Genomic DNA, 24,540 nt, shown 5'->3' with positions numbered 1-24,540 from the left:
CTCTTCATTCGAAGGCCTGCGGCTGCTCGCGCATTCCCAGGCGCGCCGCCCGAGAGCGCAGATAGCGCTGCTCCGGGGCGCTGATCGTCAGCTTGGCGGCGGCCAGGTAGGCGTCGCGAGCAGCCTCGACGGCGCCGGACTGCTCCAACAGGTGCGCGCGGACCGCGGCCAGGCGATGGTGTCCGGCCAGCGCCGGATCGGTCGCCAGGCCGTCGAGCAGCGCGAGGCCGGCCGCCGGTCCGCGGTGCATGGCGACGGCGACCGCCGAGTTCAGCCGGACCATCGGATCAGCGGACATCCGGACCAGGACGTCGTACAGCGCGACGATCTGCGCCCAGTCGGTGTCCTCGAACCGCTCGGCCTCCGCATGGACGGCGGCGATCGCGGCCTGCAGCTGGTACGGGCCGGGGTGGCGTCGGGGCAGCACCTCCTCGAGCAGCGCGATGCCCTCGGCGATCAGGTCGCGGTCCCAGCGGGTCCGGTCCTGCTCGGCCAACGGGATCAGGTCGCCGGTCGGACCGGTCCGTGCGTGTCGGCGCGCGTGGGTCAGCAGCATCAGCGCCAGCAGCCCGCCGACCTCGGGCTCGGCGGGGAGCTTCTCGCGGAGCATCCGGGTCAGCCGGATCGCCTCGGCCGCGAGCTCGACCCGCTGCAACGTCGTACCCGAGGAGGCGGTGTAGCCCTCGTTGAAGATCAGGTACAGCACCTGCATCACCACGTCGAGCCGCTGCCGGCGCTCCGCCGGCTCCGGCAGCCGGAACCGTGCGCCGGACTGGCTGATCCGCTGCTTCGCGCGGCTCACCCGCTGGCCCACCGTCGCCTCCGGCACCAGCAGGGCGCGCGCGATCTCGGCCGTCGTCAGACCGCCGACGGCCCGCAGCGTCAGGGTCAGCTGGCTGGCCGGCTGCACGTCCGGATGGCAGCACAGGAACAGGATCACGAGCGTGTCGTCCTGGTCGGCGGTCGTGGTGTTCTCGTCCCCGAGCAGGCTCTCCGGGAGGCTGCGCGTGGCGTCCAGGTGTTCCCGTCGGCGCCTTGCCTGCTCGCTGCGCAGCATGTCGGTCATCCGCCGTACGGCGACGGTCGTCAGCCAGGCGGCGGGATTCGGAGGTACGCCGTCCGCGGCCCAGCCGGTGACCGCCGCCAGCAAGGCCTCCTGGACCGCGTCCTCGGCGAGGTCGAACCGGCCGAACCGGCGCGTGACAGCGGCGAGGACCCGCGGCGCCAACTCGCGCAGCAGGTCCTCGGTCCGGATGTCCTCGGCCGGCTCGGTCACATCTCCTGGCCGCCCTGGTCCATCACCGGTCGCAGCTCCACCCGGGTCTCGACCAGGGCCGAGAACCGCGCAGCCAGCTCGACGGCCCGGTCGTGCGAGTCGACCTCGATGATGCCGAAGCCCGCGAGCACCTCCTTGGCCTCGGCGTACGGGCCGTCCGAGGCGACGGGGCGGCCGTCGACGACCTCGATCGTCATCGTGTGCGACGGATCGGCCAGGCCGAAGCCGGTGACCAGCTCGCCGTTCGCCGCGAGCTCGGCGTAGAACTCCCCCATCGCCCGGAAGTGCGCGTCCACCTGTTCCGGCGTCCAGGTCGACTCCCGGCCGCCGAGCCCGAGCGTGTCCCAGGCGGACTCGTCCCCGAACGTCATGATCATGTACTTCACTGCCGATCACCCCACCCGCGTCATGGTCGACTCGTACCCGCCGCCCGGCCACTGCCAGGCACCGGTGTTCACTGCGAGGCCGGCGTCGAACTCGCCGACGAACTTGGCCGGTGAGTCCGTGCCACCGAACCAGATCGTCAACGTGCGGCCGGCCAGTTCGTAGGTGTACTCGAGGATCTTGCCGGTGTTCGAGAAGTAGTGGGACCGGAGTGTACCGGTTTCGGCGTCGAAGCCGATGTACTCGACGCCGCGGCTGGCCTCGCCGTCGCTGACCAGCTCGACCCGCTGCACGACGAACGCGCCGTCCCCGAACCACTCGTAGCTGACCGTCCCATGGTGCCCCGGCCCCTCGACCTTCCAGATCCCGATCAACGGGGCGAGGCTCTGCAGCTCAGACATGACGGCCTCCCCGCAGGTCCCGCCGCCGGGCGTACGCCACGACCGCGGCCAGCACACCGAACGCCAGCGGCGCGGCCGGCGAGATGCCGAGCACCGCGACGTTGGTGATCACCGCGCCGATCATCAGCCCGACCAGCCCGAGAGCCGCTGCCGCCGCCAGCCGCGGGACCAGCAGGCCCAGCGCGCCGGCGATCTCGAGGACGCCGACGAACACCCGCAGCCACTGACCGGCGCCGATGTCGTCGAACATCCGCACCATCTGGTCGGTGCCGGCGAGCTTCCCGGCCCCGCCGACACCGAACTGCACCGCCAGAGCCGCCCGCACCGTCCAGACGGCCACCGTCCGGACCCGCGCCGCGGGCCGGACTGCGACAACCACACGCTCACTCATCGCTCACTCCGATCATCAGGGTCACTTTCACCCCGTTATCGGAGCCGTCACCGGGCCTTCGACAGCTCGGCCGAACTTTTTCTCAGCTTTCTTCGAGGCGCGGGAACAGCGGGTCGCCCTTGGTCAGCGTCGCGCCGGCCGGGAGCTGGCCCCAGGTGCCGGCGTCCTGCACCCGCTGGTCCGCCAGCCCGCCGAGCTTCTGCTCCGCGCCGAGCAACTCCCACAGCTTCGCGGACGTCTTCGGCATCGTCGGGTTGTGCAGTACGGCGACCGCACGCAGCACCTCGGCCGCCGAGTACAGGATCGTCGCCAGGCGAGCCCGCTGCGACTCGTCCTTCGCGACCTTCCACGGCTCCTGCTCGGTGACGTAGCCGTTGACCGCACCGACCAGCTCGTTGATCGCGGCCAGCGCCTCGTGGAAGGCCAGCGTGTCCAGAGCCTTGTCCGCGGTCGCCACCGTCTGCGCGAGCTTGTCCGCGAGCGCCTGCTCGGCCGGTCCGTGGTCGGTCGGCTCCGGCAGCGCGCCGTCGAAGTACTTGCCGACCATGGCCGCGATCCGGCTGGCCAGGTTGCCGAGGCCGTTCGCGAGCTCGGATGTGTAGACCGCGCTCAGGTGCTCCCAGGAGAACGAGCCGTCGGAGCCGAACTGGATCGTGCGCAGGAAGTAGTACCGGAACGCGTCCGAGCCGAAGTGGTCGGTGATCTCGTGCGGCGCGATCGCGGTCAGCTTGGACTTGCTCATCTTCTCGCCGCCGACCAGCAGCCAGCCGTGCGCGAACACCTGCCGCGGTACGGCGACCCCGGCGGCCATCAGCATCGCCGGCCAGATCACCGCGTGGAACCGCAGGATGTCCTTGCCGACCAGGTGGACGTCGACCGGCCAGAGCTGCTCGAACCGCTCCGGGTCGGTGCCGTAGCCCGCGGCGGTCACGTAGTTCAGCAGGGCGTCGATCCAGACGTACAGGACGTGGTCCTCGTCCCACGGGACCGGGATGCCCCAGTCGAACGTCGACCGGGTGATCGAGAGGTCCTGCAGGCCCTGCTTGACGAACGCGACCACCTCGTTGCGCGCGCTCGCCGGCGCAACGAAGTCCGGCTGCGACTCGTACAGTTCCAGGAGCTTGTCGGCGTACGCCGAGAGCCGGAAGAAGTAGTTGGTCTCCGAGACCGTCTCCAGCTCGGTGCCGTGGATCATGCACCGCTGGGTGCCGTCCTCGTCGGTCCTGATGTCCGCGGGGAGCTTGAACTCCTCGCAGCCGACGCAGTACAGGCCCTCGTACTCGCCCTTGTAGACGTCGCCCTTGTCGTAGAGCGTCTGCCAGAACTCGCGGACCCGCTCGGTGTGCCGCTGCTCGGTGGTCCGGATGAAGTCGTCGTACGCGATGTCCACGTCCACCCAGGCCGGCTTCCAGGCCTCCTCGACGAGCTTGTCGGTCCACTCCTTCGGGGTCATGCCCTGGGCCTGCGCGCTGCGCATCACCTTCTCGCCGTGCTCGTCGGTACCCGTCAGGTACCACTTGCGCTCACCGCGCTGGGCATGCCAGCGGGTCAGGACGTCCCCGGCCACCGTCGTGTACGCGCTGCCGATGTGCGGCGCGGCCGTGACGTAGTAGATCGGGGTGGTGACGTAATAGGCCTTCTCGGACATATCACCAAGGGTAGTGCCGTGCGCCAGTGCTATTGACCAGGGTCTCGGGCCGCGAGGACGGCGTCGTACACGGTCCGCTTCGGGACGCCGTACCGCTTGGCGACGTCCGCGATCGCCTGCTTACGCGGCGTCCCCGCCTCCTCGTCCTTCGCGACCTCCTCCGCAAGCTGCGCGGGGGTCATCGTCCTGTCCGGATCCGCTCCGGACACCACAACCGTGATCTCGCCTCGTACCCCGTCTTTCGACCACATCACCAGGTCGTCAAGAGGCCCACGCTTGACCTCTTCATACGTCTTGGTGAGCTCCCGGCACACCGCCGTACGACGTTCACCCCCGAACGCCTCGGCCATCGCCTCCAGGGACTGCGTCAGCCGGTGCGGCGCCTCGAAGAACACCATCGTCCGCGGCTCGTCCTTCAGCTCCGCGAGCCGCCGCCCGCGCTCCCCCGGCTTGCGCGGCAGGAACCCCTCGAACGTGAACCGGTCCACCGGCAGCCCACTCAGCGCCAGCGCGGTCAGCACTGCCGACGGCCCCGGCACCGCGGTGACGACGACGTCGGCCTCGATCGCGGCCGCGACCAGCCGGTATCCCGGATCCGACACGCTGGGCATCCCCGCGTCCGTCACCACCACGACGGTCAAACCCTGCCGCAGCGCCTCCAGCAACTCGGCCGTCCGCTCCCGCTCGTTCCCCTCGAAGTAACTGACCACCCGCCCACCGAGCTGAACCCCCAACTCGGACGTCAACCGCCGCAACCGCCGGGTATCCTCCGCCGCCACCACGTCGGCCCTGGCCAACACCAGCCCCAACCGCGCCGAAGCATCGGAAACATCCCCAATAGGCGTCCCCGCCAACACCAATCGCCCGGTCATGGGAGAAGTGTGAACGCGTCGAGGTGCCGAGGCCTGACAATACTGAAGTGCCGTCGATCCAGCGTCGCGACCTCGCCAACGCCGAGCTCCTCCGCGAGCGCTACCACGGATGCGTCCACTGCTCCCAGCGGTAGATCGGCGTACTGGCCGATCAGGTCGGCGGTGCGCTCGAGCCACGCGGGCGTGACCGGCGCGACGGTGAAGTCCTCCGTCGCCAGCGATCTGAGGAAGGCCGCTTCCGGCTTGGCCCCGCCCGAGCGCGCCACCAGCGGGCCGGTGTCGACGATGATCACTTCGAGTCGCGTCCGAACTCCGCACTGAGGATCTCGTCGATGTGCTTCGTGAAGTCTGACGGAGTCCCGTCCACGGACCCGAACCAGGCCGGTGGCCACGGCCGCGAGCTGGGTGCTCGCAGGGTCCTCGCCTCGGTCTGCATCTTCAGCAGGCGAAGTTCCGGCAGCAGGTCGGCGGCGGCCTTGTCCGACAGCTCGTCGATCAGCGCGTGCAGCTCCTCGCGTGGCGTGCTCATGTGACTGATTGTAGGAGGTTCCGCACGACGGGCTCCGGTTTTCCACAGGTGCGGGGAGGCGGGGGGACCGGGGCGTCCGTACCATGGCGGGCGTGGCTGCTGTGATCGAGGACGGGACCGTACGGCGGAGTGATGCCGGCGCGGAGCGGGAGTTGCTCGGGCGGGACGTGCTCGGGAGACGGCTGCCGCCGCTCAAGGAGCGGTTGTACCCGGCCATGCCGCGGGACTTCGACGGCGGCTGGATCGCCACGCTGCTGATCGCCGCCCTCGCCGGGGTGCTGCGGTTCTGGAACCTCAGCAACCCGGTGAAGTTCGTCTTCGACGAGACGTACTACGCCAAGGACGCGTTCAGCCTGCTCAAGTTCGGCTACGCGCGGCAGTTCATCGACCAGCCCGAGGGCGCCGCCGACAAGGCGATCCTGAGCGGCAACCTGGACGTGTTCAAGGACACCCCGAGCCTGACCGTGCACCCCGAGGTCGGCAAGTGGATGATCGCGGCCGGTGAGCAGCTGTTCGGGATGACGCCGTTCGGGTGGCGGTTCATGCCGGCGCTGATCGGGACGCTGACCGTGCTGCTGGTGATCCGGACCGTACGGCGGATGACCCGGTCGACGCTGATCGGCGCGATCGCGGGGCTGCTGCTCGCGGTCGACGGCCTGCACTTCGTGATGTCCCGGGTCGCGCTGCTCGACATCTTCCTCGCGTTCTGGCTGGTCGCGGCAGTCTCCTGCCTGGTCGCGGACCGGGACTGGACCCGGCGCCGGCACGCCGAGACCCTCGACCAGCCGGTGCCCGACGGCGCCCGGCGGACGATGGGCCGCTGGCTGCTGGTCCGCCCGTGGCGGCTCGCGGCCGGTGTCTGCTTCGGTCTCGCGCTCGGCACCAAGTGGTCCGCGGTCTGGACGCTGGCCGCGTTCGGCCTGCTGACCTTCGCCTGGGACCTCGGCGCCCGGCGCGCGCTCGGCGTCCGGTTCGCGTTCGTGAAGTCCGCGCTGGTGGACGGCGTACCGGCGTTCATCAGCCTGGTCCTGGTCGCCGGCGTCACGTACGTCGCCACCTGGACCGGCTGGCTGCTCCACGACAACGCGTACGACCACAACTGGGCGGCCAGCAACCCGGCACACGGCGTGATGAAGGTCGTGCCCGACGACTTCCGGTCACTGATCCACTACCACCAGGAAGTCCTCGCGTTCCACACCGGCGACTACATCAAGAACGCCACCCACCCGTACTCGTCGAACCCGGCCGGCTGGCCGATCATCGCCCGCCCGATCGGCTTCGACGCGGTCAACGACATCAAGCCCGGTACGCCGGGCTGCGACGCGCCGGCGGGCACCAACTGCCTGCAGGTGATCTCCGCCCTCGGTACGCCGCTGCTGTGGTGGGGCGGCGCGATCGCACTGATCGCCGCGCTGGTGCTGTGGATCGGCGCGCGCGACTGGCGGTTCGGCGTACCGATCGCGGGGTTCGTGACCTGCTGGGTGCCGTGGTTCGCGTTCGACGACCGGCCGATCTTCTTCTTCTACGCGGTCACGATGATCCCGTTCACGGTGATGGCGCTGGCGCTGGTGCTCGGCAAGGTCCTCGGCCCGGCCCGGACCGCGTTGAGTACGGCGACCCCGCGCCGGCTGGTCGGCAGCGCGGTGGTCGGCGCGTACGTCGTGCTCGTGGTGCTGAACTTCGCCTACATCTGGCCGATCCTGACCGACAAGGTGCTGCCGCACCCGGAATGGCTCAGCCGGATGTGGTTCAAGACCTGGATCTGACGTCCCGCTCAGGCACTAGTGGCCCAGGTGGGGGTGGCCCTTGTGGCGGCGCTTCTTGCCGTGCCGTTTGCTCGAGGACTGGCCGCCGACGCCGCCGAACAGGGCCAGGCCCTTGACCACGAGAACCGGGGCGTTCGGGTCGGTGTCGGCGGAGCCGCGGGCCCCGAAGCCGCCGAAGATGCCGATCCCCTCGCTGCGGACCGTCACGCCGTCGGGCACGGTCAGGTCGATGCCGCCGAACACCGCGAACGCGTTGATCGTCACCTCGCGGCCCTCGAACACGGCGTCGGTCATGTCCAGGTCGTGCCCGCCGAACACCGCGAACACGTTGGTCCGGCGCTTCACGCGCCAGCGGCCGGTGCGTTCACCGCCGCCGAAGATCGCCACCATGGTGTCGACGCTCCGGCTCGGGTCGGCCGGTTCCTCGATCGGCACCAGGCTGGTCGAGGCGGACTGCGCCGACTGGGACGGTTGCGCGATCGGCGCCGCCTGACCGGGGACGATCAGGTCCCGGGTGATCGGCTCCAGCTCGCCGAGGGTCTTCGCCTGCAGCGTCTGCTCGAGCCGGTCGGCGTGCTCGTCCTGCGTCAGCCGGCCCGACATCAGCGCGTCCCGGAGCACGTCGACGACCTGGTCGCGATCGATGTCTGACGCCCGCAGGTGCGCGTGCGGGTGCGGGCGGTCGGGCAGGTTCTCCATAACCCCGAACGATATATCGAGAGCGGCCGATCGGGACCACGGTGAGAACCCTGAAACCGCCCCGAGGCAGCCCTTAGCGCAGCGCGCTCCGGACACGCAGCGCGCACAGGACGGCGACCAGCGTGATCCCGGCGAACGTGATCGCCGTACCCGGGTAACCGCCGAGCCCGAGCCCGACCCCGCCGACCGCGGCGCCGACGAATGTCCCGAGGCTCATACCGGCCGCGTTGACGCTGAGCGCCGAGCCGCGGAGGTCACCGCTGTGCCGGACCAGGAGCGTCGTGACGCAGGCGGCGACCGTCGCGTGGCTGGCACCCATGAGCGCGGTGAGCAGCAACGTGAGCGGCAGCGTCGGCGAGAAGTAGAACGCCGAGACGGCGAGCAGCGCGACGGTGATGCCGACGAGCAGCATCCGCTCGGGAGTCAGCCCGGCGCGCTCGGTGGCCAGGTACCGGCCGGCGAGCAGATTGCCGACGAAGAACGACGCACCGCTGAGCGACCAGACCAGCGCGAACCACCCCGGCGCGAGCTCGAACTTCTCGTCGTAGAAGGCCGCCAGGTACGCGAGGTACCCCATGAAGGCCGCCGTCCGGAGCATCGCGACCGCGAGCAGCGGCACGGCGCCGGGGATCCGGGCGAGTTCGCGGTACGTCGCCAGGTAGCTCATCCGCGCGCCCTTCGTGATCGGCGCCTTGCGGCCGCGGCCGCGGGTGAAGAACGCCGCGGAGAGCGCGAGCGCGATCACCGCGGCGGCGAGCAGGTTGCCGCGCCAGCCCCAGATCAGCCCGGGGACGGCGAGCACCGGCGCGGCCAGCATCGCCATCGCCGAGGTGGTCGCGGACACCAGCGTCGCCGCCCGGCCCGCGGCGGCCGGTGACGCGAACCGGTCGGCCGCGGCGGCTCCGATCGACGGTGCGAGGATCGACGTCGACGCGCCGATCAGCAGGCAGAACGCGGCCAGCGCGAACACGTTGCCCACGGCCCCCAACGCCGCCGAGATCCCGAGCAGCGCCAGGCCGCCCGCCGCCACCAGCTCCCGCGGCACCCGGTCCATCAGCGGCGCCAGCAGGACGCCGACCGCCAGCGCCGCGAGTCCGCCGAGCCCGCGCAGGCCGCCGATCTCGGCGACGCTGCCGCCCGCCGCCTCCGAGATCGGCACCAGGTACATCCCGAAGACCGTGAACGGGATCAGGCTCACGGTCGACGCCAGCAGGAACGGCCAGAGCCGTCTGGCCATCCGGAGGTCACCCGGGACCTCGGCGGGGAGTGCGCTGACGTTCTGCTGCGTGGTCATGTGTCCGTCCTGTAGCGATAGAGGCTGCTCGGGCGGGAGCTGAACTGGGAGAAGGGAAACGGTTCGGCGGAGAGCGCGGTGACCCCCGCGCCGAGGAACGCCCGGGCCACGGCACTGCCGGTCTGCGCGTACACGGCCAGCGGCTTCGATTGCTCTCGGCAACGAGTCAGGAGTACGTCGAAGGTACCGTTCGACAGCGTCATCCCGGTGGCGACCACCGCGTCGGCGGCGTCGACCACCTCGACCATGTCGCGGGACACCGTCAGGCCGGAGGCGGTCTCGCGCAGGTTCAGGTCGCACGGCAGGCAGATCCCGCCGCGGTCGGTGATCGCGTCCACGAGCGGGTTGACGACCCCGATCAGCGCGACCTTGGTGCCTTCGGCAACATCCAGCAGCCCGGCGACCGCCGCGTCCCGGGCCCGCGCGCGGACGTCCGGCGTACCGGCCGGCAGGACGACCTCCTCGGCGTACGGCGCGGTGTGGTGCGGCTCGACCGCTGCCAGGTACGCGTCCAGTGCTGCGATGCGGACCGGCAGCGGGTCGTCGGACGTGAGTACGTCGGCCAGCGTGCGGCCGGAGGTGTCGGCGCAGTACGCCGGGTCGAGCTCACCCGCTTCGAACGAGCACGCACCGAAGACTTCACCCACTCGGAGCAGGACGTAGTAGTTGCGGTAGGTGACGTCGGCGCCGGGCAGCCGGGTCGTGTGGTGCAGCCAGAACGCACTGGTGATGTCGAACTCCGCCGGTGCCGGACCATGCGATCCGGCGAGGACAGCAGCGGTGAGATCAGCCACGTGAGCGGTCATGGGAGATCGGCCAGCCTTTCGGGGTCGTAGTGCAGGGCGGACAACTCTGGGCGACCCGTCGGCTGGAAGCAGTACAGGAGCGAGCGCCGGTCGGACGCCGTCCTGTTCGGTGCCGAGCGGTGCACCATCAGACCTGGGAACATCAGCACCGAACCGGCCGGCGCCTCCACCGTCACGGCCCGGGCCTCGTCGACGACCGCCGGATCCACCAGCAGGCCGGTCGGGTCCAGCGGATCCCGGCGGACCGGCCCCTCCGCCGGACTGCCGGGAATCAGCGTCAGCGCGCCGTTCGCGACCGTGTTGTCGTCGAGCATCACGATCGCGGTCGCGATGTCGTACGCCGCCGCGCCGCAGCAGCCGTACCAGTACGGGAAGTCCTGGTGCCACGCGAACTCCGACCCGACACCGGCCCGCTTGTAGTTCAGCTTCGCGACGAATCGCCCCGCCGCCGCCCCGATCAGCGAACTCATCGGGCCGGCCAACCGTGGCTCGTCCCACAACGCCTCGAGCTCCGGATGCAGGTGCGCCACCGGCGACAGGCTGCGCACCGCCTTCCGTTCCGCCTCCGGCTCCCAGTGGATCGTTGTCCCGCGCACCGTTTCCAGGCGGTGCCCGTCCGGCCAGACGTTCACGGTCGTCTCGCCCGCCTCGGCGGCGGACACGACCTCGGCGTGGACCTGCTCGACCACGTCGCGCAGCCGGTCGACCTCGGTTGCCGTGAACAACTCCGGAAGCAGCACATACCCCGTCACACACTCAGCTTAATGCGACGGGGTCGCAGATGGAAACTCCTCGCGGCGGACCTGGACCGACTCCCGCCGGTCCCACGTCATCGCCGACCACGGCACCGCGAGCTCGTCCAGCGAACCGATCTCGCGCGGCCGCATCGACGCCATCGGCCGCGCCTCGGCATGCCGCGCGAACGCTGACTCGACGTACCGCGTGCCGGTGTCCGCGGCCAGGAACACGTGCTGCCGCCCACCGTCGCAGCTGTGCTCCCAGAGCGCCGACAGGTACGCCGCCCCGGCCGAGAGCCCGGCGAACACCCCGGACGTCCGGAGCAGGTCCACCGCCGCCGACATCGCGTACTCGAACGAGACCCAGTGCATCCGGTCGTACAGCTCGTGCCGCACGTTGCGGAACTCGATCGAGCTGCCGATCCCGGCGATGATCATCTCCGGGTCCTGCGTGTGACCGGCCCCGAACGTGACGCTGCCGAACGGCTGCACCCCGACCAGGCTCACGTCCCGCCCACGCTCCCGCAGGTACGCCGCGATCGCGCCGGTGGAGGCCCCGGTGCCGACACCGCCGACCAGGCACACCGGCCCGGCGGGCACCAGCTCGGCGACGAGGTCCGCGACCGCGCGGTACCCGAGGTAGTGGATGTCGTCGTGGTACTGCTGCATCCAGTGGTACGTCGGGTTGTCGCGGAGGATCTCGCCGATCCGGCGGACCCGGAGGTTCTGGTCGAGCTGCAGGTTGTTCGAGGACGGGACCTGCTCGACGGTCGCGCCGAGGATCTCGAGCTGGATCCGCAGCGTCCGGTCGACCGTGGTCGAGCCGACGATGTGGCACTTCATCCCGTACCGGTGACAGGCGAGCGCGAGCGCGTGCGCGTAGATCCCGCTCGAGCTGTCGATCAGCGTGTCGCCCGGCCGGACCCGGCCGGTGTCCAGCAGATGCCGTACGGCGCCGAGCGCGGAGTACACCTTCATCGTCTCGAACCGCAGGCAGATCAGGTCGTCGACCCGGATCGGGTCCGGGTCCTTGATGGCCTCCGCCAGGTGGGCGTGCAGTCGCGTCATCGGCGCGGTTCGCTCCTTGAGTCGAGGGATAACAAGGGCGGAGCTTGGGGGTCACCGATCCGCGCCGCCGCGACCAGACCCTGGGTCAGTTCGTGCCGCGGTGCGGTGGTGAGGGTGGCGGGCGGGCCCTGCTCGACGACCTGACCGGCGTCGAGCACCAGGACCTGGTCCGCGACGGCGGCGACCAGGCCGAGGTCGTGGCCGATCCAGATCAGCGCCGTGCCGCGGCCCTTCAGTTCGGCGAGCAGGTCCAGGACGAGCGCCGTACCGCGGTCGTCGAGCGCGGTGGTGATCTCGTCGCAGATCAGGACGTCGGGGTGCGCGAGGACCGCGCGGGCGAGGGCGGCGCGCTGCAGCTCGCCGCCGGACAGGCGGCTCGGCGGGCGGGCGGCGGTGATCGCGGCGACGCCGAGCCGGGCCAGGGTGGCGACGGCTTCGGCGCGCGCCTGCTCCGGGACCAGGCCGCGCAGGCGTTCCGCCGTACGGGCGACCTGCTGGTCGACGGGGCGGCGTTCGTCGAAGGAGCCGCGGACCTCCTGCCAGACGTACTGGACGCGGCGGTGCTGGTCGTGGGTGCGTTTGCGGAGGACGGGCAGCGGCGCGTCGTCCAGGAGGATCGTGCCGGTGTAGCGCTCGTGGAGACCGGCGAGGCAACGCGCCAGCGTCGTCTTCCCGCTGCCGGAGCGGCCGACGATCCCGAGGCAGCTTCCGGCGGGGACGGCCAGGTCGAGGTCGCGGACGACGACGTCGCGCCCGCGCGGACGCAACGAGGCGGACAGGCTCATTGCCTTGAGCAACGGTTTGGCGTCGGCCGAGGCTCCCAGGGCCGGGAGATCTTCGCGGTCCGGGAGTACGTCGGTGGCGCCGGCGGCGATCACCTGTCCGGCGTCGAGGACGACGACGCGGGAGGCGAGCGCGCGGACCAGGTCGAGGTCGTGGCTGAGCAGCAGGATGCCGAGCCCGGTGGCCGCGAGGTCCCGGAGCTCGTGGACTAGGTGCAGGCGGGTGATCGAGTCGAGGCCGGTGCTCGGCTCGTCGAGGACGAGGACCTTCGGCCGGCAGGTGAGCGTCTGGGCGAGCGCGACCCGTTGCCGCTGGCCGCCGGAGAACTGGTACGGAAACCGTTTGAGCGTGGCGCGATCGCCAGGTAGCTGGGCGGCTCGGACCGCCTCGGCGGCGTCGCCGTTGTGGAGCTTCGCGAGTTCGCGCAGCGTCGTACCGATGCGCCTGGCCGGGTTCAGGGCGCTGCCGGGGTGTTGCGGCATGTAGGCGACGACGCGGCCGCGGACCTCGGCCGTGGTGACACCGTTGCCGTCGACCACTACTTGGCCGTCGACCTCCACGTGCCCGGTGAGCCGGACGCCGTCACCGTGCTCGCCCAGCAGCGCCAGCGCCGAGGTCGTCTTGCCCGAGCCGGACGCGCCGACGAGCGCGGTCACCTCGCCCGCGACCACCTCGAACGACACCCCGTCCACCAGCACCGCGGAGCCTGCCGTGGCACTCAGCCCGGTCACCTGGACGAGCGTCATGACGCACTCTCCACCAGGCTGCGGGAACGGTGCACGAGGCGGTCGGCGAGCAGGTTGAAGCCGAGCGTGAACGAGACCAGCAGCAGCGCCGGGGCGAGCACCGACCAGGGTTGGAGGAGCAGGCCTTCCCGGTTGCGCGACACGCTGACCGCCCAGTCCGGCGCCGTCGGGCTCAGTCCCAGTCCGAGGAAGTTGACCGAGGCGACGACGAACACCGCGAGCGTGATCCGGGTGCCCAGATCGGCCGCGACCGGGCCGAGCACCGAGCGTCCGACGTACCCGAGCTGGATCGTGGCCCACGACTCCCGCTGCATGCGGAGCGCCTCGACGACCGGGCCGCTGGCCGCGTCGAGCGCCGCCGCGCGGACGAGGCGCGCGACCGTCGGTACGTTGACCATCGCGACCGCGACGGTGATCGCGAGCGCGGAGGCGCTCCAGCCGACGGCGACCACGCTGATGACGAGCAGCGACGGGAGCGGCAGCAGGACGTCGAGGGGTCGCATCAGGCCCTCGTCCAGCCAGCGGTGCCGGGTCGACGCGGCGGTCAAGCCGATCAGTCCGCCGATCAGATACGCGAGCGCCACCGCTCCCGCGGCCATCCCCAGGGCCGTCCGGCCGCCGACGAGCAACAGGCCGAGGACGTCGCGGCCCAGCCCGTCGGTCCCGAGCGGGCCTTCGGACGAGTACGGCAGGCCCTTCGCGGCGTCGTACGGCAGGAACGGCCCGAGCACCGCGATCAACAGCGGCACCAGGACCATGACCGCCGCGACCCCGCCGCGGATCGATCGTGCGCGCGCGATCATCGGAGCAGGGCCGTTCGCGGGACGAGGCGGTTGCAGGTGAGGTCGGCGGCCAGGTTGATCAGCAGGGCCGCGACGGCCAGGACCAGCGTGAGGCCCTGGACCGTCGGGATGTCCCGGGTCTCCACGCCGTCGACCAGCGCGGTGGCGAAGCCCGGGATCGCGAAGATCGCTTCGACGACGAGGACGCCGCCGAGCAGCGTGTCGCCGGTCCGGGCGAGCTCCTGGACGCCGGGTACGGCGGCGTTGGGCAGGACATGCCGGAGCAGGAGCTGGCGCCGCGGAACGCCGAGGCGGCGCGCCTGGATGATGTAGTCGGCGTTCAGGGCCGCGACCGTGCCAGCGCGGACCTGGCGCGACAGCAGGCAGACCGTCCGGCCGAACAGCACCGCGACGGGCAGGATCAACAGCGCCGGCGAACTGAGCAGGTCGCCGCCGACCCAGGTCGCCGGCAGCCACCCGAGTCGCAGCGAGAACACCGCGACCAGGACGACGGCGATCACGAAGTCCGGGATCGCGGACAGCGCCAGCGTGACCGAGCTGATCGCGCGGTCGATCCGGCCGTTCTCCCGGGTGCCCATCACGATGCCCAGGGCAACCGCCAGCGGCACCACCACGGCGAGCGTCGCCAGGGTGAGCACGAGCGTCGCGCCGATCGAGTTCCGGACGATGCCGGCGACGGGTCCGCCGCTGATCAGCGACGTCCCGAGGTCGCCGGTCAGCACGTCCCGCAGCCAGTGCACGAACCGCTCCGGCGCCGGCTGGTCCAGCCCGAGCTCGACCCGCAGCGCCGCGACCTGTTCAGGCGTCAGCGTCTCGGTGAACCGCAGCTCCGCCGCATCTCCCGGCAGCAGCGACGTCAGCACGAACACCAGCACCGACAGCACGGCCAGCTGTACCACCGCGAGCAGCGTCCGCTGAACGGCGTACGGCATGGCGACCAGGCGCATTCAGGCCAGCCACACCTTGTCGAACCGGCCCTGGTCGAGCGTGTTCGGCGGCACCGCCTGCACGCCCTGCACCTTCGCCGACACCGCGACCAGGTAGTCCGGCAACCCCCAGGCGAGGATCCCGCCCTCGTCGCGCAGCGTCTTCTGCAGTACGCCGTACTTCGCCGACCGCTCCTGCTCCGACGTCACCGCCCGCGCCGCCGCGAACGCGCTGTCGAACTCCGGCCGCCGCCAGTGCGTCACGTTGAACGGCGAGTTGGACAGCAGCCGGTCGGTGAAGTACTGCGGGATCGTCATCGCGCCGGACCGATGGTTGCCGATGGCCCCCTTCGTGAGGAGGTCCTTCGCGTATGTCTGCGGGCTTCCGGTGGTCACCTTCAGCCGTACGCCGGCCTCGGCGACCTGTTCCGCGAACAACGTCGCCGCCTCCACGAAGCCGGCCGACGCGTCGGCGGTGAAGATCTCCACCTGCTTGCCGGCCAGTCCCGCCTTCGCCAGCAGGGCTTTCGCCTTGTCGACGTCGCGCTCGCGCTGCGGCAGGTCGGCCGGGTAGTACTGGTACCCCTTGCCGAACAGGTCGTTCCCGACCTCGCCGCGGCCCGCCAGTACGACGTCCACCAGGCGCTGCCGGTCCGCGAGCAGCTTGAACGCGAGCCGCACGTCGGGGTTGTCGAACGGCGGCTGGTCGACCTTCATCACGAACGCCTGCATCATGCTCGCCTTCGCGGCCACGATGCGCACCGTCCGGCCGGCCTCCGCGGTCCGCGCGAACGTGGCGGTCATGTCGTTGGCGTACTCGGCCTGGCCGCCCTGGACCGCGTTCGCGCGGGCCTCGGCGTCGGCGGAGAGGATGTGCAGCTCCTCGATCCGGGCCGGCTCGTCCCAGTAGTCGTCGTACCGGGTGGCGACCAGCGAGCGGCCGGCCTCGAACGACACGTACTTGAACGCGCCGGTGCCGACCGGCTTGGTCGGGTCCTTGAACCCGTTGCGGACGATCTGCGTGCCGATCCCGGCGAGCAGGGTCGGGAACTCGGCGTTCGGCGCGGTCAGCACCAGCTCGACCGTCGCGGGGTCGATCGCCTTGCTGCGCTTGAGATCCAGCGTCGCGAGCGAGGACTGCGCGACCCGCTCCGGGACCTTCGGATCGGCGATCCGGCTCAGGCTGTACAGCACGTCCTCGGCGACCAGCTTGCCGCCGTCGTGGAAGGTCGCGTCGCGGAGGCTGAACCGCCAGGTGGTCGCCGTACCGTCGTGCTCCCACTTCGCCGCCAGCCGCGGCACCGGCTTCAGGTCGGGGCCGAGCTCGACGAGTTTCTCGTACATCGCCTTGTGCCGGGCGATGTCCACGAACAGGCTCTGGACGTGCGGATCGAGCACCTCCTTCGCCCCGCCGCCGGCGTACACCGCCCGCAGCCGCCCGCCCTGCTTGGGTTGCGCCGCCGCACTGCTCCCCGCCCCGGCGTCCGCGCCGCACCCCACCACGGCTGCCAGCCCGGCACCGCCGGCCAGCCCCAGGAACCCACGCCTACCCAAAGCCTCAGACACGCGCCCCATCCTCACTTTAGTGAAAACGATTGTCAAATCCAGCGCGCATCCGAACCCGACGCGATCATTCTTCCGAGGAGCTCATCCGATCGCGCTGCGTGACGGCGTGTCACCACACCCGGGTGCGGTGGCCGCGTAATCCAGCGGACGCGTGGGCCTTTGATCGCTAGAGTCGAAGCCGTTGCCGGAATCCGTCCCCTGGGGAATTGAGGAGCACTGATGTCTACAGCGATGACCGGAGCTTCCGTTCGCCCCTTGGTGACCGCAGTCGCAGGCTCAACGCCGCGCGGGTAGCAGCACAGTCAGCACACCTCCCGGTCGCCGGGGCGAGATGACACGCCCTTGGCGCTGTTCGGCGTCTCCGTTCGCCTTTCCGGGAGTTCTGCTGTGTCCGCTGGTCAAACTGTCAACCTGAATGTCCGCCTGCTGAGCTGGTTCAACTTCTTCGGCGACTTCCGCATGTACGGGCCGATCATGGTCATCTACTTCGCGCAGGTCACCGGCTCGTACACCGCCGCCGCCAGCCTCCTGGCGGTGAAAAGGCTGTCTTCGGCAGCGTTCGAAGTCCCTACCGGGGTGCTCTCCGACCGCCTCGGCCGACGCGGCACGATGATCGCCGGTGCCGTCGTCATGGTGGCCGCCCATCTCGGGTACGCCGGCGCTGCCGGCTACGGCCTGCTCCTGGCAGCTGTCGTGCTGGAGGGATTGGCGACCTCACTCTGGAGCGGCAACAACGAGGCGCTGCTCTACGACACGTTGCTCGAAGCCGGCCGGGAGGAGGAGTTCCCCCGGCACTCGGGCCGGGTGAACTCGATGTTCCAGATCGCGCTCGCACTGGCGGCAGCCATCGGTGGCGTTGTAGGAGGGGTGTGGTCGCTGCGTGTGGTGGTCGTGCTGTCGGTCGTGCCGCAGGTGCTGTGCGTGCTCGTCGCCTTGCGGGTCCGGGAACCGCGGGTGCACGGCCCGCTGGAATCGAACGTGCTGGCGCATCTCGGGTCGGCCCTGCGCGGCATCCGCCGTAATCCGGTGCTCCGCCGGATGACTCTGGTGTCGGCGCTTCGTTACAGCGGCGAAAGCGCGGCCCAACTGTCGCCTGTTTTCGTGGCCGGGTTGTGGCCGCTCTGGGCGCTGGGCCTGTGGCGGACCTTCGGCCATGGCGTGGCCTTCGTCGGGTTCCGCGTCAGCGGTCGGGTGATCGGCCGGGTGGGCGCGGCCCGGACTCTGCTGTTCGGTGAGTTGTTCGACAACGTGGCGAACCTCGTGGCGCTGGTCAAGCCGACGGTACTTTCGCCGGTGCTGCTGGGGTCACCGGCCTACGGCATGTCGACGATCGCCCAGCAGACGTTGCTGCAGCGCGAGTTCACCGACCGGGAACGCGCGACGATGGGTTCGCTGGCGTCGCTGCTCGGCAGTGTGCTCTTCGCGCTCGTCGCCCTGGCAGCCGGCCTGGTGGCAGACCGTTGGGGCATCGTCGCGGCGTTGCTCGCGATCCAGGCGGTGGTGTTCATCGCACTTCCGCTCGCCTGGTGGGTGCATGCGCGCGCTTTGCGCTAGGTGTCGTCGCAGTCCGGGGTGGTGCAGGTGGCGGGGAGGTCGGCGGCGATGCGGTCGAGGAGGGTGGTCAGTTGGGACTGTTCGGCGGGCGTGAGGCGGTCGAAGAAGTAGGTGCGGACGGCGTCGACGTGGTCGGGCGCGGCGGATTCGATCGCCTTGCGGCCGAGGGGGGTGAGGCGGACCATCGAGCCGCGGGCGTCGGACGTGCACTCCTCGCGGGCGACCAGGCCGCGCTTCTCCATACGGCTGACCTGGTGCGACAGCCGGCTGCGCTCCCACCCGACCGAGCGGCCCAGGTCGCGGGTCCGGAGGACGCCGTCCTCAGCCTCGGACAGCGGGTGCAGCAGGGCGTAGTCCGCGCCGGACAGCCCCGAATTCGCGATCATCCGGGCCTCGAGCGCCCGCATCAGTTCGCGATGCGTGGCGCGGTACGCCTGCCACAGTCGCGCCTCGCGCTCGTCGAGCCACCGCGGTTCCTCCATTCATCCATTGTACGGACGCCTGTTGACATGTCACCGACTCGTCAGGGAGTGCGTGACAGCGCCACCGCCAGGCCGATCGTGGCCGCCATCACCAGCAGTTCGAGGACCGCGAGCCGCCGGAACACGGCGCCGTCGCCGGCCGTCAGCCGCGGGAGCGTGCTGCGGCGGTGCTGCCGCCCGATGAACACCAGCGCCGCGAACGCCAGCGCCTTCCCCAGCAGCAGAACGCCGTACCCGGTCGTCACCCACTGCGTGACCAGCCCCCAGCCGCCGCCCCGGCCGTCGAGGTGGATCTCGGCGGTGAGCAGTCCGGTGACCCCGATCGTCACCGCACAGACCAGCGCGAGCGTGCTGAAGATCTCGATGGCTTCCCGCGAGCGCGCATACCGCAGTACGGCGGCCAGACCACCGACCCAGGCCGTCGCGGCGACCACGTGCACCACGAGCGACCCGGTCGCGAGGTACGACCACAGGCTGGCCCTGTCGATCGCGCGGTGCCCGGTCAGCAACGGTCCGACGAGCGCCGCGACCGTCAGTACGGCGGCCAACCGGGCCGTGCGCAGTGTCGTCGTACCGCTGAGGACCACGGCGAGTACGGCGGTGAGTACGACGGCCACCGCCAACGCGCGCACCTGGCTGAGCTGACCGGCCGGCCCCGCATGCTCCGCGAGATGGGACAACGGGACGCCGAGGATGACGGCGGCGGTCGCGATCAGCCCGCCGATACTCGCGACCGCCCAGATCCCGGCGGCGAGGGCGGCGTCCTGGCAGGCGCGGATCGCTTTGCCTCCGAGCTTTCCGTCCTTCGCCGGGAGGAACAGCAGCACCGCGAGCAGCGCGCCGCCGGTCGCCACCGCGGCGCCGTCGGCGAGGATCCGCAGTACCGGAACCGTCCAGGAAACGCTCAGCCCGGCACCTGGCAGGCCGTCCGCCGGCCGCGTCGGAGCGCCGCCCGCGGCCAGCAGCGCCGCCACCATCACAACGATGCCGACGGCAACTGTTCCGCCGAGGACGAGCGGGCGTCTCATGCCGCGGGGCGACGGCGGACGATCACCACGGCCAGTGCCACCACGACCAGCATGACCAGGCACATCGCGACGATCGTGACGACGTTCGAGCTGTCGCCGGGCTGCTGGGCCGGGGTGCCGGCCGGCTCCGTGGCGGGATGGCCGATGTGCGTGACCGTGAACGATCCGCTGATCGTGATCGGATGGCCGTCCGCGGACACCACGCGGCCCTCGACCGTGTACTTCCCGGCCTCGATCATCGCGCCGACCGGCTGGGTGACGGTGTTGTCGACGACCTGGACGTCGCCGGTCGCGACGTTCGTGCCGTTCGGGGACTTCACCTGCACCTGTGTCCCGGTGGCGCCGACCGGTTCGTTGAAGGTCAGCACCACCTTGGTCGGCGGCGCGGCCATCGAGGAACCGTCGGCCGGCGTCATCGACTCGAGCTTGGCGTGCGCCGCCGCCACGCCGGTGGAGACCACCAGCGCGGCCAGCGACGCGACCAGGACCGCGATCAGTCTGCGCACGGCTACTTCTCCACGGGTACGGCGGCACGCCGCGGCCGCAGCCCGAACGCCAGGCCGAGCAGGCCGACCAGCAGTCCACCGCCGCCGAGCCAGCGCGCCAGGTTGTCCGGCGTGCCTTGCGGTGTCGTGGCCGCGACCGGCGTGATCGCGGCGGCCAGCTTGAGCGTCGGCGCGGGGTGCTCGGGCTCCTCGGCGCCGTCCTTGGCAGGCTCGGCCCACTTCACCACCTCGCCGTCGCTGTAGGTCTGGTCGGCCGGGAAGTTCAGCGCGTCCACACCTTCCGGCAGCCTGCCGACCGACAGCGCGAACTCGTCGAAGTCGTTCGGCGGGATGCCGGCCGCGGTCGCGGTCCAGGTGACCGTGGTGATCGCCTTCGTCAGCGTGACGTCACCGACCTTCACGGCGGCGGGGAGCTTCTCCTCCTTCTTCTCCACCTTCCAGCCGTCCTTCACCTGCGCACCGACGTGCGCGAACGGGTGGTCCTTGGGCAGCGAGACGACGAGCTTGGTGGTGCTGGCGGTGTCCGACTCGGTCGGCACGCGGAAGACGAGTTTCGCGTAGCCGCCGGGCTTGGCGTCCGGCGACGACACCGTGACGTGCGCGGACGCGGGCCCTGCGGCGCCGACCGCGACGAGCGCGGACGCGGCCGCGATCGCACCGGCGCGCAGGACGAATTTCTTGGGCATGACGGAACCTTTCGAGGCATGCGAGTGATCCGGCGCATTTCGGCCGGTTCAGGCAGCTGGCAGCGCTCGTACGCCGGGAGGTCCGCGCCCGAAGACGCTCGCACCGAGGCGGGACTTGCTCGGGATCCAGGCCGTGAAGACGCCTGTGACGACGCTGACGATCAGGAGCGGACGCAGTACGGGCAACTCCGGGAGAAGTCGCGCGAACACCCGCAGCACCCGCTGGACCCACCGGTGCGCCCGGCCGATCGCGAGGACGCCCGCCAGCAGGGCACCCAGATGCACCCCGGTCATCAGCAGGCTGCCCTGGATCGTCATGCCGTGGTGCATCGTCGCCGAGTCCAGGGTGACGTGCACGAACAGCTGGACCCCCGCGAGCACCATCGCCGTCAGGACCCGCTCCCCCGCCAGGTACTCACCCAGCAGCCAGCAGACCCCGCCCAACGCCGCCAACGGAGGTACGACGCCCAGCGGCACGCCGCCGCCCCCGACGACCACATGACCGACCACCGCCACCGCGACGCTCAGCGCCGCGACCACGGACGTCGTCCTGCTCTCGGTCGCCATGTCGATTCCCCTCGCCCCAGCCACTCTACGGACCGGAACGCGCCGGGGTTCCGTCAGGGATCCACGCCCGCTAGGCGCCGGACGGCCAGATCCGGTGCGGGGACCAGCCGTCCTCACCCGGATGACCCTTGCTGTACTTCGTGATGCGATGCTGCGGGCGCCGCGCCAGGCGGTGCGCGATCCGTGGTGGCAGGTCGAGGTGGCGGCCTCCCCCGGCGTCCCAGATCCGGAAGACCCGCACCGGCACGTGCACGACGGCCGGGCTCGCCGGGTTGCGTACGTCGTACTCGAAGGTGTGCTCGGCCGACTCGCCTGCCGGGCCCTCGTACTCGACCCGGAAGCTGTGTCTGCCGTGCGGCAGCGGGTAGTACCAGACCGCCCAGTCGCAGGGAGCGGCGATGCCGTCGATCCACAGCCGCAACCCACCCGCGGCGGCCAGGGCCGGGGCCTCGCCGGTTCCCTCGTAGGCGACCGCGGCGTCCTTCACAGCGCGGTACAGGTACAAATCGAAGACCAGCGCCACTCCCAGCTCGCGGCGACGGTGGGACCAGTCGCGCAGGTCGAACGGGCTCGGGAACGCGACAGGTCCGCCGACGTGCACCGACGGCGCGGGACGGGTCCGGTACACCGGTTGCACCTGCAGCGCTGCCGCGCGCTTGTGCAGACGCCCGGTCGTCCGGAAGGCCGCGACGCACCCGCCGATCAGCCCGATCACCCCGACAACAGCGGCGACCGCGAACACGACCTGCAGGAGCGGGCTGTCCACCACCGAGGAGAGGATCGAGCCGATGACGAGCAGCAGCAGCCCGGCCAGCGCGGCCGTGCACCCGATCGAGGAGGTGTTTGCGTCCCTCCCGGTCAGCCGCGGTACCGGGTCGCACCCGGGCTGGACGCGGTAGAGCTCCGTCGAGAACTCGATCTCGTGCCGGACGGCCACCCCGTGCCCGCTGCTGAACGCGACGCGTTCACCGGGTGCAAGGGTGAATTCGGCGCTCGAGGCGTCGGCGCCCTGGACCTCGACGCGGTGCGGACCGGGCGGCAGCTCCACCTGGTACCGGCCGTCGCCGGCCGCCACGAGGACGCCGTCGACGAGCAGCAACCCGGCGCCGTCGACAGCGATGTTGGTACACACGAAGACGTCGAGCACCCCCGTCCCGGCCGACGGCGCCAGGTCCTCGCCGCGGTCGCCGTACGGCGAGAACCGGACCGTCAGCCCGCTCGCCGCCTCGTAGTGCCGCCCGGCGCTGTCCCGGTACGCCGCCAGCGGCGCCGGGTCGACGTCGTCGGGCGACGTGAAACCGCACTCGGAGACCGGAGCGTCCACAGGCACCACCTTTCCTCGGAACCGAGAGCGTAGAGGCTGCGGGGCCGACCGGAACTGGTCTGCTGGAATGATGTGCGGATGGACGTAGCGGTACTGGAGATCGGGGGAAGCCACGTGACGGCGGCCTTGGTGGCGCCGGGGGCGTGGGAGGTGACCGAGGTGGACCGGGCGAAGCTCGCGTCGCAGGAGCCGCCCGCGGAGGTCGTCGAACAGCTTGCGGAGGCCGCGCGGAAGTTGCCGCTGGCAAACGGTCTGGCGGTCGCGCTGCCCGGGCCGTTCGACTTCGCTACCGGTGTCGCCTGGTACCGCGGGCAGGGCAAGTTCGACCAGCTGTACGGGTTCAACCTCGGCGAGGCGCTGAGCGAGGCGCTGGGCATCGAGCGGCTGCAGTTCATGAACGACGCGGAGGCGTTCGCGGTCGGCGAGTGGACTGCGGGCGAGGTGCGCGGCGTCGAGCGCTGCGTGGGCGTCACGATCGGCACCGGCATCGGTACGGCGTTCCTCGCCGGCGGCCGGGTGGTGCGCGAGGGCGGCACGGTCCCGCCGGGCGGCGAGCTGTACAAGACGTCGTACGCCGGGATGCCGCTCGAGGACTCGATCTCCGCCCGCGCGATCCTGCGCCGGTACGCCGAGACGACCGGCGCCGAGGCCCCCGGCGTGAAGGAGATCGCCGACCAGGCGCGCGCCGGCGACACCGCCGCCCACGAGGTGTTGCGGGCCTGCTTCACCGACCTCGCCGCTGCACTGCACCCCTGGCTCGAGCGCTTCGACGTAACCCACACGGTCCTGGGCGGCTCGATCTCGGGCGCCTTCGACCTGGTCTCCGACGTCCTCGACTTCCCCGCCTCCGCGACCGAGGACACCGAGCACTCCGCCCTCGTCGGCGCCGCCGCCCACTACCTGCGCAGCGTCTGACCGATCGCCAGGCCATCACAATCCGCCGACCTCGGCGGCTCCCCGCTCGCGACCGCGGTGGAGCCGCGATTGTGATGGCCTGGCGATCCGCACCTGTCGGTGGCGCCCACTACGGTCGGTGGCGTGAAGATCGCCACGCCGCGCCTCCGTGCCCAACTCGAGTCGACGCTGCCCGCGGAGATCGAGGACGAGGAGCGGTTGCTGGACCTGTCGTTGGAGGACGTGGATCTCAGCGACCTGGAGGCCGAGCACGTCGAGATCGGTGGGTGCCGGCTGACCCGCTGCACGCTGGCGGGCTCCGACCTGGAGAAGCTGATCCTCGTCGACGCCGAGCTCACCCAGTGCGACCTCGCGAACTCCCGCTGGTCCGACGCCGCGCTGACCCGGGTCGCGATCGCCGGTTCGCGGATGCTCGGGTTCGCGGCGCCGGGCGCCAACCTGCAGCACGTCACCGTCCGCGACACCGTGCTCGACTTCGCCTCGTTCAGGTTCGCGAAGTTCGTGAAGGCCGAGCTCACCGACTGCCGGCTGCAGAGCGCCGACTTCGTCTCCGCGGACCTGAGCGGCGCGGTGTTCCGCGGCTGCGACCTGTCCGGAGTCGAGTTCTCCCAGGTCAAGGCGGCCAAGGCGGTGTTCGTCGACTGCGTCTGGGAGGGCGCGAAAGGCCTCGCCTCGCTGGCCGGGGCGACCGTGGCTGCGTCCTCCCCCATCGACACCCTCGCCTTCACCAGCGCGGTCACCGCCGCGGCCGGAATCACCCTGGCCCACCCGGACGACCTCTGA

27 protein-coding genes are annotated in these 24,540 nt (G+C 71.0%); 4 read left to right on the top strand and 23 right to left on the bottom strand.

The window, feature by feature from the left end; genetic code table 11:
- Positions 1-4 precede the first annotated feature (4 nt).
- From ABN611_RS19405 to ABN611_RS19370, 8 genes are all read right to left on the bottom strand, one after another.
- On the bottom strand, positions 5-1,276 hold the full coding sequence (locus ABN611_RS19405; protein WP_350281301.1) for a sigma-70 family RNA polymerase sigma factor: 1,272 nt from the start codon (positions 1,274-1,276) through the stop codon (positions 5-7).
- Positions 1,273-1,653: a YciI family protein gene (locus tag ABN611_RS19400; RefSeq protein WP_350281657.1), complete on the bottom strand. Its 381-nt coding sequence runs from the start codon at positions 1,651-1,653 to the stop codon at positions 1,273-1,275. The genes ABN611_RS19405 and ABN611_RS19400 overlap by 4 nt, the downstream gene beginning before the upstream one ends.
- Before the next feature lie 15 nt (positions 1,654-1,668).
- Entirely contained in the window at positions 1,669-2,061 is a 393-nt protein-coding gene (locus ABN611_RS19395; RefSeq protein WP_350281300.1) for a hypothetical protein, read from the bottom strand.
- A complete protein-coding gene (locus ABN611_RS19390; protein ID WP_350281299.1) occupies positions 2,054-2,452 on the bottom strand; it encodes a DoxX family protein in 399 nt (132 codons plus the stop codon). The genes ABN611_RS19395 and ABN611_RS19390 overlap by 8 nt, the downstream gene beginning before the upstream one ends.
- 82 nt (positions 2,453-2,534) lie before the next feature.
- A complete protein-coding gene (metG, locus tag ABN611_RS19385) occupies positions 2,535-4,100 on the bottom strand; it encodes a methionine--tRNA ligase (protein ID WP_350281298.1) in 1,566 nt (521 codons plus the stop codon).
- A 29-nt stretch (positions 4,101-4,129) separates the two neighbouring features.
- A complete protein-coding gene (rsmI, locus tag ABN611_RS19380; RefSeq protein ID WP_350281297.1) occupies positions 4,130-4,972 on the bottom strand; it encodes a 16S rRNA (cytidine(1402)-2'-O)-methyltransferase in 843 nt (280 codons plus the stop codon).
- The gene (locus ABN611_RS19375; RefSeq protein ID WP_350281296.1) at positions 4,969-5,265 is read right to left on the bottom strand and encodes a PIN domain-containing protein; all 297 of its coding nucleotides are present in this window, start codon (positions 5,263-5,265) and stop codon (positions 4,969-4,971) included. The genes rsmI and ABN611_RS19375 overlap by 4 nt, the downstream gene beginning before the upstream one ends.
- Positions 5,262-5,501: a hypothetical protein gene (locus tag ABN611_RS19370; protein WP_350281295.1), complete on the bottom strand. Its 240-nt coding sequence runs from the start codon at positions 5,499-5,501 to the stop codon at positions 5,262-5,264. Before ABN611_RS19370 ends, ABN611_RS19375 begins: the two co-directional genes overlap by 4 nt.
- An 83-nt stretch (positions 5,502-5,584) precedes the next feature.
- Between ABN611_RS19370 and ABN611_RS19365 the strand changes: the two genes are divergently transcribed.
- Positions 5,585-7,267, top strand: coding sequence for a phospholipid carrier-dependent glycosyltransferase (locus ABN611_RS19365; protein WP_350281294.1), 1,683 nt, complete (start codon positions 5,585-5,587; stop codon positions 7,265-7,267).
- A 15-nt stretch (positions 7,268-7,282) separates the two neighbouring features.
- On the opposite strand, the gene ABN611_RS19360 is transcribed toward ABN611_RS19365, so the two are convergent.
- The 9 genes from ABN611_RS19360 to ABN611_RS19320 all read right to left on the bottom strand — a co-directional run bounded on the left by ABN611_RS19360 (position 7,283) and on the right by ABN611_RS19320 (position 16,704).
- Positions 7,283-7,966 (bottom strand): DUF1707 domain-containing protein, encoded by a 684-nt coding sequence (locus ABN611_RS19360; RefSeq protein WP_350281293.1) that lies wholly within the window; start codon positions 7,964-7,966, stop codon positions 7,283-7,285.
- Between the two features lie 73 nt (positions 7,967-8,039).
- On the bottom strand, positions 8,040-9,260 hold the full coding sequence (locus ABN611_RS19355; protein ID WP_350281292.1) for an MFS transporter: 1,221 nt from the start codon (positions 9,258-9,260) through the stop codon (positions 8,040-8,042).
- A complete protein-coding gene (locus ABN611_RS19350) occupies positions 9,257-10,066 on the bottom strand; it encodes a DUF364 domain-containing protein (protein WP_350281291.1) in 810 nt (269 codons plus the stop codon). Before ABN611_RS19350 ends, ABN611_RS19355 begins: the two co-directional genes overlap by 4 nt.
- Positions 10,063-10,818 carry a phytanoyl-CoA dioxygenase family protein gene (locus ABN611_RS19345; protein WP_350281290.1) on the bottom strand — a complete coding sequence of 252 codons (756 nt, stop codon included), beginning with the start codon at positions 10,816-10,818 and terminating at the stop codon, positions 10,063-10,065. The genes ABN611_RS19350 and ABN611_RS19345 overlap by 4 nt, the downstream gene beginning before the upstream one ends.
- A gap of 9 nt (positions 10,819-10,827) precedes the next feature.
- On the bottom strand, positions 10,828-11,871 hold the full coding sequence (locus tag ABN611_RS19340; RefSeq protein WP_350281289.1) for a pyridoxal-phosphate dependent enzyme: 1,044 nt from the start codon (positions 11,869-11,871) through the stop codon (positions 10,828-10,830).
- The gene (locus ABN611_RS19335; RefSeq protein WP_350281288.1) at positions 11,868-13,400 is read right to left on the bottom strand and encodes an ATP-binding cassette domain-containing protein; all 1,533 of its coding nucleotides are present in this window, start codon (positions 13,398-13,400) and stop codon (positions 11,868-11,870) included. The genes ABN611_RS19340 and ABN611_RS19335 overlap by 4 nt, the downstream gene beginning before the upstream one ends.
- On the bottom strand, positions 13,397-14,203 hold the full coding sequence (locus tag ABN611_RS19330) for an ABC transporter permease subunit (RefSeq protein ID WP_350281287.1): 807 nt from the start codon (positions 14,201-14,203) through the stop codon (positions 13,397-13,399). The genes ABN611_RS19335 and ABN611_RS19330 overlap by 4 nt, the downstream gene beginning before the upstream one ends.
- Positions 14,200-15,150 (bottom strand): ABC transporter permease, encoded by a 951-nt coding sequence (locus ABN611_RS19325; RefSeq protein ID WP_350281286.1) that lies wholly within the window; start codon positions 15,148-15,150, stop codon positions 14,200-14,202. Before ABN611_RS19325 ends, ABN611_RS19330 begins: the two co-directional genes overlap by 4 nt.
- A complete protein-coding gene (locus tag ABN611_RS19320; RefSeq protein WP_350281285.1) occupies positions 15,151-16,704 on the bottom strand; it encodes an ABC transporter substrate-binding protein in 1,554 nt (517 codons plus the stop codon).
- A 333-nt stretch (positions 16,705-17,037) separates the two neighbouring features.
- On the opposite strand from ABN611_RS19320, the gene ABN611_RS19315 reads away from it, so the two are divergent.
- Positions 17,038-18,249 (top strand): MFS transporter, encoded by a 1,212-nt coding sequence (locus ABN611_RS19315; protein WP_350281284.1) that lies wholly within the window; start codon positions 17,038-17,040, stop codon positions 18,247-18,249.
- On the opposite strand, the gene ABN611_RS19310 is transcribed toward ABN611_RS19315, so the two are convergent.
- From ABN611_RS19310 to ABN611_RS19285, 6 genes are all read right to left on the bottom strand, one after another.
- A complete protein-coding gene (locus ABN611_RS19310) occupies positions 18,246-18,731 on the bottom strand; it encodes a MarR family winged helix-turn-helix transcriptional regulator (protein ID WP_350281283.1) in 486 nt (161 codons plus the stop codon). The two genes, ABN611_RS19315 and ABN611_RS19310, sit on opposite strands and share 4 nt — an antisense overlap.
- 41 nt (positions 18,732-18,772) lie before the next feature.
- Complete coding sequence (locus ABN611_RS19305; RefSeq protein ID WP_350281282.1) at positions 18,773-19,759, bottom strand: CopD family protein; 987 nt, start codon at positions 19,757-19,759, stop codon at positions 18,773-18,775.
- On the bottom strand, positions 19,756-20,265 hold the full coding sequence (locus tag ABN611_RS19300) for a copper resistance protein CopC (protein WP_350281281.1): 510 nt from the start codon (positions 20,263-20,265) through the stop codon (positions 19,756-19,758). The genes ABN611_RS19305 and ABN611_RS19300 overlap by 4 nt, the downstream gene beginning before the upstream one ends.
- A gap of 2 nt (positions 20,266-20,267) precedes the next feature.
- A complete protein-coding gene (locus ABN611_RS19295) occupies positions 20,268-20,951 on the bottom strand; it encodes a YcnI family protein (protein WP_350281280.1) in 684 nt (227 codons plus the stop codon).
- Positions 20,952-20,999: 48 nt separating this feature from the next.
- On the bottom strand, positions 21,000-21,518 hold the full coding sequence (locus ABN611_RS19290; protein WP_350281279.1) for a hypothetical protein: 519 nt from the start codon (positions 21,516-21,518) through the stop codon (positions 21,000-21,002).
- Between the two features lie 70 nt (positions 21,519-21,588).
- The gene (locus ABN611_RS19285) at positions 21,589-22,842 is read right to left on the bottom strand and encodes a hypothetical protein (protein WP_350281278.1); all 1,254 of its coding nucleotides are present in this window, start codon (positions 22,840-22,842) and stop codon (positions 21,589-21,591) included.
- 78 nt (positions 22,843-22,920) lie between these two features.
- Between ABN611_RS19285 and ABN611_RS19280 the strand changes: the two genes are divergently transcribed.
- Both ABN611_RS19280 and ABN611_RS19275 read left to right on the top strand, forming a co-directional pair.
- Entirely contained in the window at positions 22,921-23,757 is an 837-nt protein-coding gene (locus tag ABN611_RS19280) for an ROK family protein (protein ID WP_350281277.1), read from the top strand.
- Between the two features lie 123 nt (positions 23,758-23,880).
- On the top strand, positions 23,881-24,540 hold the full coding sequence (locus tag ABN611_RS19275; protein ID WP_350281276.1) for a pentapeptide repeat-containing protein: 660 nt from the start codon (positions 23,881-23,883) through the stop codon (positions 24,538-24,540).

The sequence above is a fragment of the Kribbella sp. HUAS MG21 genome (genome assembly GCF_040254265.1).
Classification (GTDB): Bacteria; Actinomycetota; Actinomycetes; order Propionibacteriales; family Kribbellaceae; genus Kribbella.
This window is presented reverse-complemented; position numbering and strand designations above follow the sequence as displayed.